This window comes from Virgibacillus sp. SK37 (genome assembly GCF_000725285.1).
Lineage (GTDB): Bacteria > Bacillota > Bacilli > Bacillales > Amphibacillaceae > Virgibacillus_Q.
This window is the reverse complement of sequence record NZ_CP007161.1, coordinates 1,448,378-1,468,897: the sequence shown is the minus strand read 5'-3', so window position 1 is coordinate 1,468,897 and position 20,520 is coordinate 1,448,378. Positions and strand designations below refer to the sequence as shown.

Sequence of the window (20,520 nt, the reverse complement as noted above, 5' to 3'; positions counted from 1 at the left end):
TATCTCTCCCTGCTCTATTTATAGTACTATGCTGAAGTATCATCATTTTTAGTTAATGCTGTTTCTTCTTCCTCAGCGTCTGCTTCTTTCGGTGTATTGCCATCTTTATTCTTGCTGGCTTGTTTATTACTCTCTTCCTTCTGTTTATCTTTCTTCCCTTTTTTATTTGTGCTAGATTTCTTATTAGTAGCCTTCTCTTCTTTTTTATTTTCTTTCTTTTTTATATCTGACTCTTTATCTTCTTGGCTATCTTCCTCTTCAGAGCGGTCCGTACCCTCTTGTTCTTGCTCCTCTTCAGAAGTCAAATCATTTTCCTCAGTTTCTTCATCTGATTCCTTTTGCTCAGCGTCCTCTGAATTAGCACCACTTACTTCCAATAGCTTGTTCATTTTTTCCTCTAAATTATCCAAGCGATTTGTCAGTTGTTGATTCTCCTGTTTTAAATTTTCGTAGGTTTCTTCATTTTCTTCTGCCTGTTGATCAGATTGATCCTGGTCCTCCCCATTTTCTTTATCATCTTCCTGGTCTTTTTTAGAGAACATATTTACGGTAGATGTTTTTACATCCTTGAGTGCCTGACTTGTTTTATCCTTACTTGAATCTTTTAATTGCTTCCATTTATTTTTAGTTTTCGAACCCAGATCAGAGCTTTTCTCATTTACAGCCTTGGTTAGTTTCTGGCGATTTTCTTCAGCTGACATATAACCAACTGCGGCACCAAGTATACCACCGGCTGCTGCTCTCCCAATAGGGTTGTTTTTTTTGTTTGCTTCCTCATTGTTAGTAAGCTCTGTTTCGTTCTGTTTGTTTTCTTCAGTCATTTTTTATCCCTCCGTATTTGATTCTGTGGCTATTCTATTATTGGTAGTCATTTGATTCTCAAGTGCATCAAGCCGATCCTTTAGTAATTTGTTTTCTTCCTCTAATGCTTGAGTGTTTTCATTTGCCTTTGAACTTAAATAAGGATCAGTTTCCCACCAGTCCATACCAATTTCTTTAGCTTTGTCTACAGATGCTACAATCAAACGTATTTTTATTGTCAGTAGTTCTACATCCGCAATACCTACACGAATATCACCGGCTATAACTACTCCTTTGTCCAATACTTTTTCCAGTACATCAACAATCGTACTCGATTGCATAGGATGTTCAACAGCCATGATGTTCCTCCTTTCGTATAATTCAATTTTTAATTGACTTCGTTTTTCCTATTAGAAAAATTACTTTAGCAGTTTTTTGCAGCTTATAATAAATTTCCTAACGGGCCGAGATCAATATTCAAGTCCTCTGCATCCAAGCCAAATACTTCCTTCAGCTCTTCCATCTTCTCTTCCAAATTCATCAAAGCAACGCCAAGATCTTCAATTTGTTGATCAGAAAGCGTTCCACCTTCAACCCGTCTCATCGCATGTCTTTCCACTATTTGCCGGAGTAATTCAATAACAGTCATAACAAGCTGTGCTAAACCATCTTCTGCATTATCCGGATCCAAGTTAATCCGTCCATTTGTTTGGCTGGCCGGTTGCATCAACTAACGCCCTCCTTTCTTCATCGAACTGATCAGAAGTGACATCCTTTCGATTACTCTCATAGGATTGCACTAACGTCTCTACGGAAGAAATTAATACACGTAAATCAAGATAGACAAGGTCTACACCGGCAATGGAAATGATTAAATCTCCTTTTATAGCAACCCCTTTATCAAGAATGACGTCTAAAATATCAATTAATCCTACTTCTTTGTTTTCAATTGTTTCTCTTACAGAAGGCATCTCTATCCCCTCACTTTTCCATCTGACCCGTACGGGAGAAATGATATGCTGGCCACGGACCAGTAGCTTCCATTTGTAAGCCTAATTCACCCATTTTTTGTTCTCGTGTTTTTACTTTATCCAAAAACCGGGTTACTTCATTTTTCTCCAATAAATAAACACTATTCCAACCCATGCTGTCTTTCCGTCCTGTTGCTTTTTTGTCCCAATTCTTTTTCACATCTGCTTGAACGGCAAACGTTGTTAGATCATCATGGATTTGCCTACAAAGCTGCTCTCTCTCTTTTTCCAGCTCCCTTTCTACTAATTGGTCGAGTTTCTTTTTTTCAAAAAACTGTCTCCCTGGTGATAGACTACTAATTTCTTTTCTTTTATCTTCTATAGTTGGGTTATTTTCGCTTACCTTCTTTTTTAATATTTCATCATCGGAGAAAACCTTCACATTCCACTCTTCTTTTCCATATATACTAGAAATAGTTTCCGTCAGATTATCCATTTGGGATAAAATAGATTTAGTTAAACTAGCTTCATTGTTGTAAATCGTACAAAAGGATAAAGGAATAACTGTGTACAGTTTATTTAATAGCATAAGCACTTCATGGTGATGAAATGCTTTGTGCTGAAGCCATTCCAAATCATTATTCATCTTTTCCTCAATAAGTGACTCTGTATAAACATTGCCATCAAGGTTACATATAATCGCCGTAATTTCGTCCAACGGTAAAGCATAGATTGGTTCCTTTTCATCAAAACCTGTTTTTTCCGGCAATACACTTTCTTCATATTCACTTGTTGGGATCAAACCGTATAAATATACTTTTTTCTCCATTGCTATCACTCTTCCTTAGGTTTCGTTAATGCTTCCCATTGTTCAAGTTCTTTTCTTTTTGCTATTTCATAGCGTTCTAGAAGCTCAGCTTCTTGTTGCTTATATTCTTCCTCTGGAAGCTCTTGCAGTTCATATTTCATTTGTAGCTGTACCAGTTTCTTTTGAATGGTTGGAAGGTCATATAACTCCTTATCCGCTTCTTCCTGTATTTTCTCTCCTACTTTTTTCACCATATTCAAAGGTCCGGTAACTAGTTTGTGAAGCATTAGGCTTCTTCCACCGTTAGACGTATATTAATAAAATTATAAGCAGGCCAAGGACCTGTATAATTAAATTCGACCTGATCCTTCCAACGATCATGTGCTTCATTCACCATTTCATCAAACGCTTCCTCATTCTCTCGATCAACTAAAAAAGAAGCGTTTAGGAGCATTGTCTCACTAATTGGATCATTGTCTTTGGCTGCTTCTGATTTTTTCTCCAATTGTTCAAAGATATCTGCTTTGACTTCGCTCTGCAGCTGGTTAAATAATTCCTGTGCTTTTCCACCCAATTTTATTCTGTCATAATACCCAGCTTCTTTTGACTTTGCTTGTACTGTTTTTGTCATTTCATCTATATCCGGATGCTGATTTACTCGTTTTTCCAACCATTCTTTTTTCCCAATTACTTTTAATCCAAGCTCTATTTTTCCTTTTATCTTAGGAAACAGTTCAGTAAATTGTGGATATAGATTTTGCAAAAGCATTTCTACATCTCCCTTGGATTTAAATACATTTCCAAAACTAATAGGAATTACCGTATCATTCTTATCCATCACTCTTGAAATAACTTGTTGATGCATCATTAGATTTTCCTTGTTCGGGTGATATATTTTCATTGGCACTTCAGTCGCCACCATTGCTGCATTTTCGTAATGAATTGTAAAAATTGCCCTTTTCTCACCTTCGAATTCTACATATCCAAAATCTTCCTCTTTGGTTGCTTCCACCCCACAAAATATATAGATACCTGTATCTGCTTGCTGTTCCATTATTTTCTCTCCTCTTGTTAGCTTCTTTTACTTTGACAATTCTTCCATAATTACTTTTTTCGCCTCTTTTAGTGCATCATCTTCATTCAGACATTGACTTAATGGATATGTTAAAATGTCTAAACACAATTGTTGAAAACCTTCATCTTCTGGTTGGATAGGTATGTCTTGCTTTGAAGCTAGACTTGCTAGCATTAGCGAGGACCTTAGGCTTGGCCCTTTTCCATCATTGTAACTACACTTTTCTCTTAACGTTGCAACCAACTGACTAATATATAAAGCTTCCTCTTTATCCAGCTCACTTTTCTCTGCAACAATATGTGCCTCTTCTTCAGGTTTATCATACGAGACAGGTATCGTAATCAACCGATCCAATAATGCATCCTGTGTTTGATAAACACCAGCATATTCAGCTGGGTTACTTGTGAAAATTACTGCGAATGCTGGATGAACACGAGCAAATGGTTTTATTGACTTCGTTCCATAAAGGGGGATAATTCCTTCTTCCAAGATAGATAGAAATAAATTATTTGTTGTTGGTTGGGAGCGGGTAAATTCATCATAAACAAGTGTATATCCATTTAATGCAGCTTCCAGTAAACGCCCATTCTCCCAAGTTTCTGATACACTTTCTTCTTTCTTGTATACAGTACGTACATATTGATCTATCACTTTTTTACTTGTGTAACCAGTAAAATCGCCAATTAAGTCCCTGTTGTTCATTTCATGATTGCCGTGAATTAGCATAACTGGGCGCTTTCTTTTTCGGGCAAGTGCAAGTGCAATCGATGTTTTACCTGTACCAGCGGGGCCAGTAAAATGAATTGAATAACCTGCCTGCAAATAATTGAATGTTCGCTTCAGCAACATTTCTGTTTTATCACTCTCAACCAACTGACTCGATCGATTATTTTTGCTTTTCTTAATAAAAGACATTCTACATCCTCCAGTCACTCCTTTAGTTTTGAATTTTACTGCGGTATCGAATATCTAACCGTTTAAAAGAAGTAACTTCTTTATCCTTATTGACTGCTACTTCATAAATTCCTAGCATCTCGTCTTTTGCATATTTTTTCATGTATTCCTTCTCTTCAATTACTTCCAGTGTGAGGTTCCACCCTTTCTCTTCACCAGCTTCTACTGCAGTAATTTTATGAGGAGGAGCTACATGCTCTTCAAAAAAATCATTTACATTTTGCATGACTTCTTTAATCTCCATTGTCTTCCTCCTGATAAGTTATTCTTAAAAGTGGAAGGGATCACCCTCTTAGGGATGAGCCCTTCATAGGAATTACATTAAATACTGAACTGTGCATTTCTTTCATTGCTTTGCTCTGGCAATCCTTCTTCTTCCACCTCATCACGAAGCAAGCCAACAGCTTCCGCATAGCGTAACCAAGTGTCCACACTTGCAATAACCACTCTTGCTTCTACGGTTAAAATCTCAATACCTACAACGGATACTCTTGCATACGCATCAATAACAATCCCTTTATCAAGGATACGATCAATCACCTCTGCTAAACTTGAACTATCTGCAGTCTTTTGTACAGCCATGTTACATTCTCCTCTCTAAATGTGTTTACCCAATTTTTTTAATTGATGTAATAGATTTTACATCCGATGATTTTTTTACATTTGCAGGACCTTTGATAGTGGTTGCACTTTTTATATTTGAAACACCTTTTATTTCGTGTGCACCCTTCACTTTATTTCCTTTTCCCTCATCGTTTGAGGAAATTTTTTCTTGAAATTCTTCTCCTGCTTCTTTCGCTTTTTTCAATTTCTGCTTTAAAGCCAGCAAAGCATCCTGAGTTTTTTCCTTTGCACTCTCGGCGTTACTCTGAACCTTATCCGCATTTTCCTCTTTAACCTCAGCAAGGTTATTTGATGCTTGAGATACTTTATCCTGCACTTTATTCTCTATTTTCTCGATTGACTTTTCTTTTGCTTCTTCTTTTATTTTTTCTTTCCATTCATCTGGAGCTTTCTTCACTGCCGTTTTCGCTAATTTCCCGGCAGTCTTTTTTATTGGACTATTACTCATCATCCACCTCCTTCCTTATTTATCCAACGCCTTTAACAATGTGTTTAATTTATCCTCTATTCGCTCGAGGTTATCGTTTAAATCCTTGTTCTCCTGCTTCAACTCCTGGTACCGATTATCTTCATCTTCGGCGCCGTTTTCTTTATTTGGATTATTGGATGAGCTTGCAGCCTGACTATCACCCAATAATTTCTGTTGATATTTACTCAAAGAACTAGTGGCACTTTGTTTCAACATAATCATTGCTTGTTCGGTTACCATTTCCTGAGCTGTGCGACGTAACTCTCTTCCCGCACTTTGGAGGACTTCCGATTGCCCAATTCTTCCAGCAACCTTTTTACTGACTTCTGGGCTGGCAAGTAACCCTACCCCTGCACCAACGACTCCTCCAATGACAGCAGGATATATACCATTTTTATTCCTTTCATCTGACTGGTTATTCTGACTTGTAACCTCATTTGATTGATTGTCAGATTCTGTGTTTACCGTTTCCTCGGCCATTAAAACACCTGCTTTCCGTTTTTATTTAAAGGTTTCATTTGGTGATATTAAATTTTATTAATGAATAGCCTTTAACCGGACAGCACAAACATCGGGAAATTTAAAAATGAAGTTTCTTACCATTATTTTCACTTTATATAACAAACATGTATTTTTCTGTAACATTCAAACCCTTTAATTAATAGAGGTTGGCTGAAAAATGTTTACTTTCGACGAAAATATTACGTTTTTGTTACCTTTTGATAACCCAACTGCAATAAGAGGTTTAAAAACAAAAAACGCCACAATAGTGACGTTGGTTTAAGTGAAATATTCAATTCTGGCTTCAGGAAAATAGGTATGGATATAGCTGCCCAATGTATCTTTTATATCTTCCTGCTCTTCATTCGTATACACGTACTTACCAATCCCATAACGCCCCCATTTCCATTTCCGTTTGGATTCATCAAGTTCCAATTTAGTCATAGGATAATTTTCTTGAATAACTCGCTTAGCAGGTTTTGTAAATCGATGTTGGATCAGCTCAAAGGTTAAATCTTTTTTTGCGCTTGATGGAAGAACTGCTTCCAATTTCTCAAACATCTCCTTATATCCTTCCTGCCAACCTTCATGGAGATAAATTGGCGCAACAATAAACCCTAAAGGATAGCCAGCTTCTGCAATTTTAACAGCAGCTTCAATACGCTCATTTAATCTGGAAGTGCCAGGTTCAAAATATTTAATAATGTATTCAGCGTTTATACTAAACCGAAACCGAGTTTTCCCATTATGCTTTGCATCCAGTAAGTGATCTACATGGGCAAACTTAGTAACAAATCGAAGCTGACCATGTTCAGATTCACCAAAATACTCAATGGCTCGTTTTAGTGTATGTGTCAGGTGATCAATTCCAACGATATCTGATGTACAAGATGCCTCGAAACGGGTTGGTTCTGGAGCACGCTCTTTCATATATTCCTCCGCTGCTTCAAAAATTTCCTCTACATTTACATATGTCCGTATATAAGGCTTACTTCCCATCGTAGTTTGGAGATAACAGTAATGACAATGCCCCATACATCCTGTTGCAAACGGAATAGCATACTCAGCTGAAGGCTTGGAAGTATCAAATTTTAATGTTTTACGTAATCCTACTACCAAGGTAGATTTTGCAGTACGGTATTTTTGAAAATGATTGTCACCAGGTAGATTGCGAATTTGATTATGGGAAGTGGTCTCACGTATTTCAATTCCCATACCTTCAAATTTTTTTATTAACTGTTTTCCTAAAGGATAATCTAAGGCTTTTGGTTCCACATATACGAGCTGCGGTACAAACGGTTTAACCATAGAATTCTTCTCCTGTATCCAGCGTTCCAAATGCTTGTTGATAAGCTGCTTCCGCGTCTTCTTCTGTTTGGAATACCGCATATTCTTCTGTTAGAGGAAAATAAGTTTCATGAATAAATAACGCTAATGAATTCGTATCTTCCGGATTTTGCACTACTGCTGCCTGTTGGATGTGTGCAACATCCTGGGCATGGGGATTCCTAATAATAATATAAACAATTTCCCCTGGATTAAATGACTGATTTATATCCACATTTTTCACCTAGCTTTCTTATGATCTACTATCATTGTTCCTCACAAAGTAAAAAATATGTAAAAAGAAAAACCGTTGCCATTAAATAAGCAACGGATATAGTCTAATGAGATTCAATAGTTTTTTCTGCCAAGTTTTCTTTCCATTCATTTTTTAACAAAGAGAATATATTCGCGTCATAAGACTGATCATTTTGGTATAAATAACCTCTTAACAGGCCTTCCCTCTGAAAGCCAAGCTTCTCAAGAACAGTTATTGATGCTGTATTCTGCGGATATGTAACCGCCCCCATTCGGAATAATTGCAGTTCATCGAATGCATAATTTAATACTCCTTCCACAGCTTCAGTAATGTATCCTTGATTCCAGTAATTGGGATGCAATTCATAACCTATTTCAGCTTTTTTACTCCATAGACTCAAATTATTTAAGCCTACCGTTCCAGCAAATTCTTGCGTATCACTTATAATGATTCCCCAACGGATCCCACGATTACTTTCATAGTTTTGATGAAAAGACCTTATCATGCCTAAAGCGTCACTTTTGTTTTTAAGCGGGTCCATCCCATAATATTTAGTCACTTCATCCATTGATAAGATAGCATAATAATTTTCAGTATGTTTTTTTGTGATTTCTACAAGTTGGAGACGCATTGTATTCAATTTGGGGAATGTCATTTAACTTCTCTCCCTATTTAAAATATATAACATCATACTTCTCTATTTATTTCAAAATTCCTCTTTTTTTAAAAGCAACATATAAATAGATGTTAATTTCGCAAATTTATAACCAAACTCACACTTTTTTATAGGAACATATGATCGGTTATGTTATAATTAGACACACAATAGACTAGCTTCCATGGATGGGTATGGTACACGTCACCTCTTAGGTGTTCTTAATGAAGGGGGTGATGCCGGATGGATGTAGAATCAGTTTTAACTCTGATGATTTCTTTTGGGGCTTTGATTGTCTTGATTATGGCCCATAAAAATGACAAAAACTAACCCCTCTAGCCTTTTAGAGACTCCAGAGGGATTAGTTCAACGTTGTGCCACCCTTTTATTTAAGGTTAGCTATTGTACCGTTCCATGTTGCAGCATGGGGCGGTATACTTTGATTTTCTATTATATATCATATCATGAATTAAGACTTTTGACACTATTTCGGCATGACTTAGGTCAAAATGCCCGTTATTAATTTGCAGCATAGAAATTTTAGGATCTATTACATTGTCTGATCATAGCTGTTTACTTCAAATAGATCGATCAGCTTCATGTCTGGATGTTTCTCTTTAAACCAGTTAAGCGCAAATTCATTCCTAAATAAGACCAAGTGATTTTCTTCCCTGTCACGCACTAGCAAATTACCCTCATCAAAGAGAGATTCGTCAACCTGGTCCACTTGTAACCATCTCGGTATCCGTTCCCCGATAGATTCAAGCATTACTTCTACGTTATACTCATTCTTCATGCGATACTGAAATACTTCATACTGCAGTTCGCCAACTGCTCCAAGGATATAAGATTCCGTTCTGTGGCGTTTAAATAATTGTATTGCACCTTCCTGAACCAGCTGCTCCAAACCTTTTTTAAATTGCTTTGCCTTCATTACATTTTTAGCAGTAACCTTTTTAAATAATTCTGGTGGAAATTGTGGCAGCTCATCATATTCAAATTTATCCTTACCAGTAACAAGTGTGTCACCAATACGATAAATATTAGGATCATAAATACCAATGATGTCACCCGCATACGCCTCTTCTACGGTCCCTCGGGAGGAGGCAACAAATTGTTGTGACTGTGCGAGTTTAATTGACTTCCCTGTACGTGATAACTTTACTTCCATTCCACGTTCAAATTTCCCGGAACATACACGCACAAATGCAATACGATCTCTGTGAGCAGGATTCATATTAGCTTGAATCTTGAATATAAAACCGGAAAATTCGGGGTGATCAGGACTAACGACACCTTCTGTTGATTTCCTCGGCCCTGGAGCTGGTGCCATAGATACAAACGTATTAAAAAATGTTTCAACACCAAATGGAGCTAATGCACTTCCAAAAAAAACAGGCGTCTGTTCTCCGGCAAGGACATCATCTAATGAGAAATTATCTCCTGCTTCATCTAAAAGGGCAAGTTCTTCTCTAGCATCTTGAAAAACACCATTTTCCGTAAGTTCTACATGTTCCTCCAATTGGGCATAAGAAATAATTGTTTCGTCCTCATCCCCATTAAACTTTACAAACTCTTCTTTTTGGCGATTGAATATTCCAAGAAATCTTTTGCCCATACCTGCAGGCCAATTCATCGGACATGTTTGAATATCCAAGACTTCTTCAATTTCGTCCAATAACTCAAATGGGTCCTTTCCCTCTCTGTCTAACTTATTAATAAAAGTAAAAATGGGAATACCACGCATCCGGCAAACTTTAAATAGTTTAAGTGTCTGAGCCTCAATACCCTTGGTCGAATCAATAATCATAACCACGCTATCCACTGCAGTCAGCGTACGGTATGTGTCTTCACTGAAATCCTCATGGCCAGGTGTATCGAGTATATTAATTTGATGACCTTGATAAGGAAAATTCATTACACTGGAAGTAACAGATATCCCTCTCTGTTTCTCAATCTCCATCCAGTCTGAGGTAGCAAACTTACCAGATTTTTTCCCTTTTACAGTTCCAGCAGAACGGATTAAATTTCCATACAATAATAATTTTTCCGTCATAGTAGTTTTACCCGCATCCGGGTGAGAGATAATTGCAAATGTTCTCCGTTTCTTCATTTCATCTTTCAATGACATATAAACGTCCCTTTCATAAATAATATTGAATTGTGACTATGCGTTTTTAAATAGATTTTACATGAAAGGGATGCTCCTTCTTCGTTAAATTAGTATGTTAAAAATATAGCACTATGTGTGGTTTCTTTGCAACAAAGGGAATTCAAAGATTGCTGGGTAGGAGTACCTTTTTATTCTAAAAAACACTTGGGAGTTATCCCAAGTGTTTCTATCTATGCCTTTAATAGCTTGGCATTAATGGCAACAATCACTGTACTCAAACTCATTAATACAGCTCCTACAGCCGGGCTTAGTACAATTCCAACAGGCGCTAATACACCCGCTGCCAAGGGGATGGAAAAAATATTATAGCCTGCAGCCCACCATAGATTTTGCACCATTTTTCTATACGTTTTCCTAGATAAATTGATTATAGAAACGACATCTTTCGGATTGCTTTTCACAAGCACGACATCAGCCGTTTCCATTGCCACATCTGTTCCTGCACCAATTGCAATTCCAAGATCCGCTGTGGCAAGTGCAGGTGCATCATTAACACCATCTCCTGTCATAGCGACTCTCCAGCCTTTATTTCTGATGTCTTTAACTTGATTTGCTTTATCGTCAGGAAGTACTTCAGCGTAAACCTCATCAATTTCAAGCTGCTTGGCAACCCAGTTGGCCACTTTTTGATTATCTCCAGTAAGCATGATGGAATGAATTCCATCTTCTTTCAAAGCAGCAATTGCCTCTTTGGCTGTTTCTCTCACTATATCAGCAAGAGCAATCATACCAATTAACTGCTCATTTACGAGTACGAATACAACTGTCTTTCCTTCCTCGGACATTTTGTTAAATGCATCTGTATCATAATCAAGTCCATTGCTTTTCACATAGCCTGGACTAACCACATTAACTTGCTCTCCGTCTACTTTTCCTTCAATTCCTTTCCCAGTTATTGAAGTGAAATCTGATACTTTCTTCAGAGTAATTTCTTGTTCCTTACTATGTGTCTCAATCCCCGAAGCTATCGGATGTTCCGAATGTGCTTCAAGACTAGCAGCCAGCATCAATATGTCCCCTTTACTCCTTCCTTCCACTGGGACAATTTCGGTTACACCAAACTCTCCCTTCGTCAAGGTACCTGTCTTGTCAAAAACGACGGCATTGAGATTTCTTGCACCTTCAAAATTCGTTCTATTTCTAATTAAAAGTCCTTGTTTTGCTGAAATGGACGTAGATACTGCTACTACAAGAGGTGCGGCAAGGCCGAGTGCATGTGGACAGGTTATTACCATAACTGTAACCATTCGCTCCAATGCTACATCGAAGCTATAGCCAAGTGCAAGCCAGATAAACAATGTAGCAAATCCTGCTAGTAAGGCAAGGTAAAATAGCCACTTAGCGGCTCGGTTTGTTAAATCCTGTGTTTTGGATTTGGAATCCTGTGCCTCTTTTACCATGGTCACCACTTGTGAAAGATAAGATTCCTCTCCAGTCTTTTCTACCTGTACTGTGATGGAACCTTCCTTATTAACAGAGCCTCCAATCACTTCATCATTTTTATATTTTTCAACAGGTACAGATTCGCCAGTAAGCATAGACTCATCAATGGCCGTTTTTCCATCCAATATAATGCCATCAACAGGTATTTTTTCTCCTGGTTTAACAAGTACCCGGTCTTTATTCTTCAGTTCAGAAACCTGTACATCTACCGCTTCGTCATTCTCATCCAATTTATGGGCCTTATTTGGCATCAGTTTAACAAGCTCCTCCAATGCATTAGAAGCCCCCATTACCGAACGCATCTCAATCCAATGTCCGAGAAGCATAATATCGATTAACGTGGCAAGTTCCCAGAAGAAATCCTTTCCTTCCCAACCAAACACTGTTAAAGAGCTATAGCCATATGCGACGAGGATCGCAAGTCCAATTAAAGTCATCATCCCTGGATTTCTATCCTTTAATTCTCCAATAGCTCCAGTTATAAAAGGCCAACCACCATAAAAGAATACAAAGGTAGCGAGAATAAACAACACGTATTGATCAAAAGGAAAGCGCCAGTCTAAACCAATAAAGCCTTGAATCATTGGTGACAATAGGAGAATCGGTATGGTAACTAGCAAAGAAATGTAAAAGCGTTTTTTAAAATCACTTACCATATCGCCATGATCATGTCCATGGTGCCCATGTTCTCCGTAGTCGTGGTGTTCCGTTTTATGTTCGTGACTTTCTTCGTGTTCATGCTGGGCATGATGATGTTTATGCCCACCTTTTTGATCCGTATTTTCATTGTCATGTTCAGAATGATGCTCTTCGTTATTTTTTTCCATAATACTCCCTCCTTACAGGAATTTAAATCGAGCTATTTGTATTTCACCCATTTATATCCCACTCCCCATACTGTTTTAAAATAATCATCAATAGGGAATCCTGACTGACGTATTTTCTCCCGTACATTTCTTACGTGGGAATCAACCGTTCTTCCTTCTGTATGACTAGACAATCCCCATATAAGGTCAAGTAACTGTTCTCTGGCAAAAACCTGATTTGGATGGTTCATTAAATGGCCCAACATAGAGAATTCTTTTGGGGTAAGCTTAATATGCTGATTTTCATATGTAAGTTCAAATTTTGATTCATCCCATATTAGTCCAGCAACCTTTAATACAGAGGAATCTGAGATACTCCTACGCAATAATGCTTCCATTCGTGCTAGAAGTTCTTGTTCGTCAAATGGTTTGGTTATATAGTCGTCTGCCCCTAATTTCAACCCCTTAACTACATCCTCCTTCTGATCACGAGCGGTAAGCATAATAATTGGAACATCCGATAATTCTCTCATTTGCTTGCATAGCTCCCATCCATTTACCTGAGGCATCATGATATCAAGTAGAACAATATCAAACGTTTCTTTCTGAACATTTTCCATAGCAGTAGCTGCGTCTTGAACTTTTACACAGTGATACTGATGCGGTCGCAAATATAATTCGAGCAGATCCAACATACGTTTTTCGTCATCGACAAGAAGTACCTTATGCATTCTCTCTTCCACCTTTTCTTAATCTAATACGAATTGTAGTTCCTTTTCCAACTACACTACTTGCTTCTATTTCGCCTTCATGTGATTCGATAATTTCTTTGGCTATGGATAGCCCCAACCCCGTACCTCCACTATCCCGAGATCTAGACTTTTCCACTCGATATAATCGATCAAATATGTATGGCAAATCTTCTGCTGGAATTCCTTCTCCCTCATCTTGAATAATGATCCATATCGCGTCCTCTTTTTGTCTTACCGATAAATTTACCTTGCTCCCTTCGGATGAATGTTTTCTCGCATTATCCAGAATATTGAAGATAACTTGCTGTAATCGTGCTGGATCAACATCAGCAATAAGCTCTTTTTCACACGAAAAGGAAAACTGGATAGCTGATTTTTCAAAAGCCGGTTTTACACGCTCTGCAATTGTACGAGTGAATTCATAAAGAGAGATCGCTTCACGTTTTATCGCGAAATTATTTTCATCCATTTCAGCCAGATCAAACAGGTTTTTAATAAGATGAGTTAAATGTTCTGCTTCTTCACGAATTATTTTCGTATATTCTTTCATCTCTTCTTTTGGTGTTTCGTCCCGACTGATAATATCTGCATACCCTTTCAAATAAGTGAGTGGCGTTCGTAACTCATGTGAAACACTTGCAAGGAATTCATTTCTAGCCAGTTTCATTTGCTCCAAGTCATTTGATAATTTGGTTATTGAATTGGCCAATTCACCAAGTTCATCTGTTCGTTCCGTATGCAAGGCCACTCTATGATCTCCTTTACTAAGCTGCTCTGTAGCCTCTTTCATCCTAATTAACGGAATTGCAATAAACTTTGACAGAAACATGATTACAATAATGGTTAGAGATATCGTAATAATACTAACCATTAAGAATTGGTCGCTGAGCTGATCTATTATTTTTTTCACATTTTCCGTATCGGCAAACATAAAAACATTTCCTTCATGCTTACCATCAATTACAATCGGGCTATCAGTTGCAATGAATTCGGTTTCTTCCCATCTTTTTTCCACTATCTTGCCATTCTTGGGGATCTTATCCTCTTTTACTCGATCGATAATGTGGCGCATTTCCTTATTAATAGGATCAGAATAAACAAGCACTTCTCCTGCTTCATCGGTAATTATCACTGCGAAGTCAGATGCCGATTCCATAATAGCCACATGTTCAATGGTCGATGTTTGAAAATTCCTTTCAAGCACTTCCCTATGCGTATTCCCGCGCCCCAAAAGATTCTCCATGACCTCCTCAATTCGATCATTGGCAAGATTCGAATACAAAGTAAAAAATAAAAACGCTTCTATAATAAGAAAAAAAACAAAGAACAATATACCAATTTTAAACGATAGTTTATTAAACATGTAGATTCCTTTCTTTAACGACTAAATGGCAGTTCAAACTACTACTGTACTCACTATAATACTTTTTAATATACCAATTCATTGCTTGCAAGCTTTGTAATGATTGTTATTACTTTCTTTATTTAATCACATTCCCATTGTCTAAAATCTGCTCCCAACTTTTCATTCCATCTTTTGAAATAAATGCCTGTCCTTTTATAGTATAAATAGCAAACTCTTTCTCATCCTGTGGTTTTTTAGCAATGTAAACAGGTCCATCTTCGTTTAGTTCGGGTAGTTCGATTTTTTCTTTGCTAGCGTCTGAAAGGTGATACTTTGTCATTTCGGGTCTTGAAGTAAAAGAGGCAAAGTAGAGATTTTCTTCATCAAAATAAACAGAAGTACCAGTGCCATCGACACTAATTAATTCAAAACGATCCCCTGCATCTTCCGATAAATAGATTCCATTACTAGTAGCTGCTGCGATCCAGTTGGAATCAGATGGATGTATGGCCAAGTGCAAAAGATCTCCTTCCAAACCTGATCCAGCTGCTTCCTCCCATGATTCTCCTTTATCATTACTTCTATAAAACCCCTGACCCAGCTTAGAATTTTCAGCTGGATTCATTAAAAAGATATCATGACTGAAGAAGCCAACAGCCATAACGTGGAAGTCCGTTTCACCTTCAAAATCTACTTGTTTGAGACTTTTACCTCCATCGGTGCTACGTTGAATTCCAATTGGGTTCGGTAAGTCAGTGTTCTCACCGGGGTGCCCGGAAGTGTAAAAACCATCATCTACCGCATTAAAACCCATATAATCATTATGATTTTTAGATGTTTTCAGCCATTGTCCATCTTTATACATTTTAAGACCTGTATGGGAAGCAAAATATAGTCCTTTATCTTTGCCTGCATATCCTATGCCATGAACATGTTCCATTTTCCCGTCGAAAGGAACTTCAAAAGCATTATCTTTTCCAGAATCGCCGCACCCGGCTATAAATAAACCTAAACTAAGTATCCCAATTAATATTACTTTTTTCATTATCCTCTTCCTCCATCCCTACTTATATCTTAGGAACTATTTTATATAAAATTTATCCAGTTTTTGTGCAGGAGCATCAATACTTATTAAACTAACTCCTAAAAATTTTAAACAAACTTATTTAGTAAGCCACCTCAATTCCATTTCTCTGTTCTTATTTCTTTAAATAGTACATACACATTTAAAAACGCGCGTTTGTTTAGAAATTGTTTTGGAAAGAAAATGGATGAAGGAGGTTAGGTATATGCGTATTGGTTTACTTCCTCAAATTTTAATCGCATTTGTAAGCGCTATCATATTTGGGGTTATTTTTGGTCAAAACATGGAAGTAGTTCAACCTTTAGGAGATTTATTTCTTAGACTTATTAAATTTATAATTATCCCTTTAATTGTTTCTTCTTTAATTGTAGGTGTAGCAAGTACTGGCAATATGGAAACACTTGGCCGAATTGGCGGGAAAACTATTTTTTATTATATAGTAACAACACTTTTTGCAGTAACGATTGGATTAGTATCAGCTTTCATCTTTTCACCTGGAAAAGGGGTGGACATTTCCACAACAGGAGAAATTCCGGAAGCTACCGAAACTGGTGGTGTAATTAATGTATTTCTTAACATCATTCCAACCAATCCAATTGAAAGTCTTTCTAGTGGAAACATCCTCCAGATTATATTCTTTGCTATATTTCTTGGCATAGGGATTACCATGGTGGGAGAAAAAGCGCAACCAGTTTATCGTTTCTTTGAGGGTTTAGCAGAAATTATGTATAAGATTACCTGGGTTATTATGAAACTTATCCCACTGGGAGTCTTTGGCTTACTAGCTCCTATTATAGGACAATATGGTTTATCCGTATTGATGCCTCTAATCAAGCTAGTAGCAGTTGTAGCATTCGCCTGTATCGTTCACACAATCGTAACCTATTCGTTTGCTATTAAAAGCTTCGGAAATATAAGTCCGCTGAAATTTTTCAAAGGAATTGCCCCAGCCACACTGGTCGCTTTTAGTACGCAGAGTAGTTCAGGTACATTGCCTGTTACTATAAAATGTACGGAAGATAATTTAGGAGTTTCTCAGAGAGTGTCCAGTTTTGTTTTGCCACTAGGTGCTACAATAAATATGGATGGGACCTCACTTTATTTAAGTATAGCGGCCCTGTTTACAGCTCAAGCTTATGGCATCGAATTATCTTTTATTCAAATATTAACCATTGTATTGATTGCGACATTAGGTTCTATTGGAGCTGCTGGGGTACCTGGAGCAGGGTTAGTTATGCTGACACTAGTCCTTACGGCAGTAAATCTTCCTTTAGAGGCCATCGCCTTAATTGCTGGTGTGGATCGATTTATGGATATGTTCCGTACTGCAGTAAATATTACTGGTGACGCCTCTGCTGCTCGTGTAGTCCAACAATCGGAAGATAAAAGAAATGAAGCTACACTTGAAATATAATTCTCTTATGTACTTTCCATAGTTTTAATAAAAGGTTTAACTTTAAATGTTAGGGTACAAACATATTTAGTTATTTCATAGTTGGAGGGAACTCCGAACTAGTGAAAAAACTAACGGCAGCAGAGAGAAGTAATCTGCCGGAGAAGAGATTAATCAGCAGGAGGGGGGATAATCCACCAGAGAAGAAAATAATCAGCAGCAGAGCGATACTATCCGCCGGAGAAAAAATTAATCGGCAGCGGAGCGAAAGAAATATGTCTTAGATATTTAGGGGCTAGCTATATTAACTTTTTCCAAAATAGAAGTTTGTAGTTATACCAAGTTACTTCATAGTTTATATATTTTCCGAATCATTGAATAACCCCAACATATATATATTAGAACTAGTAAAAGCAGCTCTGCATACAAGATGCAGAGCTGCTTTTATTATTGTTTAGTATACTATAACCCTTTAATAATTTTATCACTGAATTAGCTAGCACAACACTAGTGCATTCCCTTTTATTCTGAACGGACGCGTAGAAGTCTTAATGCATTCAAGATGACAAGTACTGCAGCTCCTGTGTCACTTAGCACAGCCATCCATAGGGTTAGCCAACCTGGAAAGATCAGGATAAGAGCCGCTAGTTTGATAAGTAGAGAAAAGGCAATATTTTGTTTGATAATAGATAAGGCTTTTCTACTTAGTCGAATTGTATGTGGCAGTTTCTCCAGGTTATCTGCCATTAGAACGATATCCGCGGTCTCCATTGCGGTATCTGTCCCTGCACCACCCATAGCTATTCCCAGCTCGGAAGTGGCAAGGGCAGGAGCATCATTTATACCATCTCCAACCATGGCAACCTTATGACCTTCTTGTTGCAACTTTTTAATTGCCTCGACTTTATCTTCCGGCATTAATTCAGCAAAATACCGATTTACCTTCGTCTCTGTGGATATCATTTTTGCAGTTCCTTCATTATCCCCGGTAAGCATCACAATTTGCTTCACACCTATATCATCTAACTGTTGCAAAGCATTCACTGTTGTTGGACGAAGCGAATCACTTACTGCGATCATACCTAAGATTGTTTGCTTCGTTCCAATTAGTACAACAGTTTTACCATGATCTATAGCTGCTTTAATGGCTTCAGAAGCAAGCTCTGCATCTACTCCTAATTCTTTGAATAGCTTAGGGTTGCCCGCATAATACGTGTCATCATCTATTATTGCCTGCACGCCCTTACCTGCAATATTAGTATAGTTGGAGGCTTCCACAGTTTTAATATCTTGACTTTTAGCATAGTCCACAATCGTATGAGCAATTGGGTGAGTAGAGTATTCTTCCAGCGTCCTCGCAATGGCAATGAGTTGCTGTTTAGATCCATCAAACGTCTGAACCTCTGAAACAGTTGGCTTCCCTTCTGTTAGTGTACCTGTTTTATCAAAAGCAATTGCATCTATTTCTCCAGCTTTTTCTAAAAATGTTCCACCTTTAATCAAGACACCTTGTTTGGCGGCATTCCCTATCGCAGAAACAATTGCTACAGGAGTAGATATGACGAGCGCGCATGGACAGGCAACGATGAGCAATGCAAGACCTTTATAGATCCACTCATTCCATCCACCAAATCCAAGCAATGGTGGTATAATCATAATTCCAAAGGCAAGTACGAATACAATTGGAGTATAAATACTTGCGAATTTATCAATAAATGCCTGAGCTGGGGCTCTTTGATCTTGTGCTTCTTCTACCAAATGAATGATCTTAGCTATTGTCGTATCTTCTACCAGTTTTGTCACTTTTACTTCTAAGGATCCGTGTTCATTAATAGTACCTGCATATACTTGATCACCGGAAGTTTTATCAACCGGTATCGATTCTCCAGTAATAGGTGCCTGGTTAATACTGGAGCTTCCTTCAACAATCTTTCCATCTAACGGTATCCGTTCACCTGGCTTGATAATAATGATTTCTTCTAGGCTCACTTGCCCTGCTGGTATCCTACTCATTCCATTGCTTGTTTTTAACCAAGCTTCTGCAGGTGCTAAATCCATAAGCCCACGAATTGACTTTCTTGTTTGTTCCATTGAGTTGTTTTGCAGTACATTACCAAGAGCGAATAGCCAAACAACCGTTGCTCCTTCAAACCATTCACCGATTATAGCTGCCCCAATTGCCGCAGCGGACATAAGCACATTCATATCGAGTGAACGGTTTTTCAATGAATAAAAAGCAGCTTTTATTGGTTTATACCCACTAATCACAATAGCTGTTGCGTACAATAAGATGCCTATAAGGTTGGGAAGACTATAAATTGACCCGAAAAAGGCAATAGCAATTAAACTACCAGAAAAGTAAATTGAGTTCATTTGTTTATTTTTTTGTTGAGAAGAAGAAGTCTTAGTTAATGCTTCATTTACTAATATAGCTTTATATCCCAGCTTTTCTACTTCTTTCATCATCTCACTGTCTTTGTTAGTATGTGAAAGCTTCATCTTTCCCGTAGTAAAGCTAACTGACACGCCATCGACACCTTGGAGGCGGCGCATGTGTGATTCAATGCTCTTGGCACAATTCCCACAATCCATTCCCTCGATTTCATATATGGAAGTAGACGTTCCATTATCCTGTGGGGTCGCGGTAAAACCTAATTTATTGACTTCCGCTTGTACAGAGTCCAAAGCTTCATCCGTACCTGCCGTCACAAGCTTGGCAGTACTATAGTTTAACTTAGCCATTTCAATTCCATCAATTTTTTTAATAGCTTTTTCAATTGAAGCTGCACATGAAGGACAATCCATCCCTTCAATAACAAAGGTATGTTTCACAGCATTGTCCACCACAGATTCATCTTCTTTTGATTTCGAGTTACTGGAACAGCAATTTGATTCCGCTTGAGAAACCACACCACCTGAACAGCAACTCGACTCGGACTCTGACTCGGAATTATCCTCCTCTGCATTGCAACATACTTCGTTAGACACCGTTAACGTATCTTGATCATTTTTTTGCTCCATCCCTGACGTTTGAGAACAGCAGGAACTAGTTGATTGGTTCGTTTTTGTTGAACCACAACAAGA

The 20,520-nt window shown here is 37.8% G+C and carries 23 protein-coding genes; 2 read left to right on the top strand and 21 right to left on the bottom strand.

Annotation, left to right across the window (positions count from 1 at the left end):
- Positions 1-26: 26 nt before the first annotated feature.
- The 15 genes from gvpT (X953_RS07605) to X953_RS07535 all read right to left on the bottom strand — a co-directional run bounded on the left by gvpT (X953_RS07605) (position 27) and on the right by X953_RS07535 (position 8,440).
- Positions 27-821 carry a GvpT/GvpP family gas vesicle accessory protein gene (gene gvpT, locus X953_RS07605; protein ID WP_040955037.1) on the bottom strand — a complete coding sequence of 265 codons (795 nt, stop codon included), beginning with the start codon at positions 819-821 and terminating at the stop codon, positions 27-29.
- A gap of 3 nt (positions 822-824) precedes the next feature.
- Positions 825-1,160 (bottom strand): gas vesicle protein, encoded by a 336-nt coding sequence (gene gvpJ / locus X953_RS07600; protein ID WP_040955036.1) that lies wholly within the window; start codon positions 1,158-1,160, stop codon positions 825-827.
- 83 nt (positions 1,161-1,243) lie between these two features.
- Entirely contained in the window at positions 1,244-1,528 is a 285-nt protein-coding gene (locus tag X953_RS07595) for a gas vesicle protein K (RefSeq protein WP_040955035.1), read from the bottom strand.
- Complete coding sequence (locus X953_RS07590) at positions 1,494-1,772, bottom strand: gas vesicle protein (protein WP_040955034.1); 279 nt, start codon at positions 1,770-1,772, stop codon at positions 1,494-1,496. Before X953_RS07590 ends, X953_RS07595 begins: the two co-directional genes overlap by 35 nt.
- Before the next feature lie 10 nt (positions 1,773-1,782).
- The gene (locus tag X953_RS07585; protein WP_040955033.1) at positions 1,783-2,601 is read right to left on the bottom strand and encodes a GvpL/GvpF family gas vesicle protein; all 819 of its coding nucleotides are present in this window, start codon (positions 2,599-2,601) and stop codon (positions 1,783-1,785) included.
- Positions 2,602-2,606: 5 nt separating this feature from the next.
- Positions 2,607-2,867 carry a gas vesicle protein GvpG gene (locus tag X953_RS07580; RefSeq protein WP_040955032.1) on the bottom strand — a complete coding sequence of 87 codons (261 nt, stop codon included), beginning with the start codon at positions 2,865-2,867 and terminating at the stop codon, positions 2,607-2,609.
- Complete coding sequence (locus tag X953_RS07575) at positions 2,867-3,634, bottom strand: GvpL/GvpF family gas vesicle protein (RefSeq protein WP_040955031.1); 768 nt, start codon at positions 3,632-3,634, stop codon at positions 2,867-2,869. Before X953_RS07575 ends, X953_RS07580 begins: the two co-directional genes overlap by 1 nt.
- Before the next feature lie 27 nt (positions 3,635-3,661).
- Entirely contained in the window at positions 3,662-4,570 is a 909-nt protein-coding gene (gene gvpN, locus X953_RS07570; protein ID WP_040955030.1) for a gas vesicle protein GvpN, read from the bottom strand.
- A gap of 22 nt (positions 4,571-4,592) precedes the next feature.
- The gene (gvpO, locus tag X953_RS07565) at positions 4,593-4,853 is read right to left on the bottom strand and encodes a gas vesicle protein GvpO (protein ID WP_040955029.1); all 261 of its coding nucleotides are present in this window, start codon (positions 4,851-4,853) and stop codon (positions 4,593-4,595) included.
- Positions 4,854-4,930: 77 nt separating this feature from the next.
- Positions 4,931-5,191 carry a gas vesicle protein GvpJ gene (gene gvpJ, locus X953_RS07560; protein WP_040955028.1) on the bottom strand — a complete coding sequence of 87 codons (261 nt, stop codon included), beginning with the start codon at positions 5,189-5,191 and terminating at the stop codon, positions 4,931-4,933.
- A gap of 25 nt (positions 5,192-5,216) precedes the next feature.
- The gene (gene gvpQ, locus X953_RS07555) at positions 5,217-5,681 is read right to left on the bottom strand and encodes a gas vesicle protein GvpQ (protein ID WP_040955027.1); all 465 of its coding nucleotides are present in this window, start codon (positions 5,679-5,681) and stop codon (positions 5,217-5,219) included.
- Between the two features lie 15 nt (positions 5,682-5,696).
- Entirely contained in the window at positions 5,697-6,182 is a 486-nt protein-coding gene (gene gvpT, locus X953_RS07550; RefSeq protein WP_052350085.1) for a GvpT/GvpP family gas vesicle accessory protein, read from the bottom strand.
- Between the two features lie 300 nt (positions 6,183-6,482).
- Positions 6,483-7,511 carry a spore photoproduct lyase gene (splB, locus tag X953_RS07545; RefSeq protein WP_040955026.1) on the bottom strand — a complete coding sequence of 343 codons (1,029 nt, stop codon included), beginning with the start codon at positions 7,509-7,511 and terminating at the stop codon, positions 6,483-6,485.
- Positions 7,504-7,764, bottom strand: a complete 261-nt coding sequence (locus tag X953_RS07540; RefSeq protein WP_040955025.1) for a transcriptional regulator SplA domain-containing protein — start codon at positions 7,762-7,764, stop codon at positions 7,504-7,506. Before X953_RS07540 ends, splB begins: the two co-directional genes overlap by 8 nt.
- A gap of 103 nt (positions 7,765-7,867) precedes the next feature.
- Positions 7,868-8,440: a GNAT family N-acetyltransferase gene (locus X953_RS07535; RefSeq protein WP_040955024.1), complete on the bottom strand. Its 573-nt coding sequence runs from the start codon at positions 8,438-8,440 to the stop codon at positions 7,868-7,870.
- Between the two features lie 243 nt (positions 8,441-8,683).
- Between X953_RS07535 and X953_RS20540 the strand changes: the two genes are divergently transcribed.
- The gene (locus tag X953_RS20540; protein WP_223280644.1) at positions 8,684-8,770 is read left to right on the top strand and encodes a putative holin-like toxin; all 87 of its coding nucleotides are present in this window, start codon (positions 8,684-8,686) and stop codon (positions 8,768-8,770) included.
- A gap of 220 nt (positions 8,771-8,990) precedes the next feature.
- On the opposite strand, the gene X953_RS07530 is transcribed toward X953_RS20540, so the two are convergent.
- The 5 genes from X953_RS07530 to X953_RS07510 form a co-directional block, all read right to left on the bottom strand.
- On the bottom strand, positions 8,991-10,571 hold the full coding sequence (locus X953_RS07530) for a peptide chain release factor 3 (RefSeq protein ID WP_040955023.1): 1,581 nt from the start codon (positions 10,569-10,571) through the stop codon (positions 8,991-8,993).
- 212 nt (positions 10,572-10,783) lie between these two features.
- Positions 10,784-12,883: a heavy metal translocating P-type ATPase gene (locus tag X953_RS07525; protein WP_040955022.1), complete on the bottom strand. Its 2,100-nt coding sequence runs from the start codon at positions 12,881-12,883 to the stop codon at positions 10,784-10,786.
- A gap of 32 nt (positions 12,884-12,915) precedes the next feature.
- Positions 12,916-13,593, bottom strand: coding sequence for a response regulator transcription factor (locus X953_RS07520; RefSeq protein ID WP_040955021.1), 678 nt, complete (start codon positions 13,591-13,593; stop codon positions 12,916-12,918).
- A complete protein-coding gene (locus tag X953_RS07515; RefSeq protein WP_040955020.1) occupies positions 13,586-14,977 on the bottom strand; it encodes a HAMP domain-containing sensor histidine kinase in 1,392 nt (463 codons plus the stop codon). Before X953_RS07515 ends, X953_RS07520 begins: the two co-directional genes overlap by 8 nt.
- Before the next feature lie 118 nt (positions 14,978-15,095).
- Positions 15,096-16,004 (bottom strand): F510_1955 family glycosylhydrolase, encoded by a 909-nt coding sequence (locus X953_RS07510; protein ID WP_040955019.1) that lies wholly within the window; start codon positions 16,002-16,004, stop codon positions 15,096-15,098.
- A gap of 244 nt (positions 16,005-16,248) precedes the next feature.
- Between X953_RS07510 and X953_RS07505 the strand changes: the two genes are divergently transcribed.
- Positions 16,249-17,457, top strand: coding sequence for a dicarboxylate/amino acid:cation symporter (locus tag X953_RS07505; protein ID WP_040955018.1), 1,209 nt, complete (start codon positions 16,249-16,251; stop codon positions 17,455-17,457).
- 501 nt (positions 17,458-17,958) lie between these two features.
- Here X953_RS07505 and X953_RS07500 read toward each other — a convergent pair.
- Entirely contained in the window at positions 17,959-20,457 is a 2,499-nt protein-coding gene (locus X953_RS07500) for a heavy metal translocating P-type ATPase (RefSeq protein ID WP_198023342.1), read from the bottom strand.
- Positions 20,458-20,520: the final 63 nt, after the last annotated feature.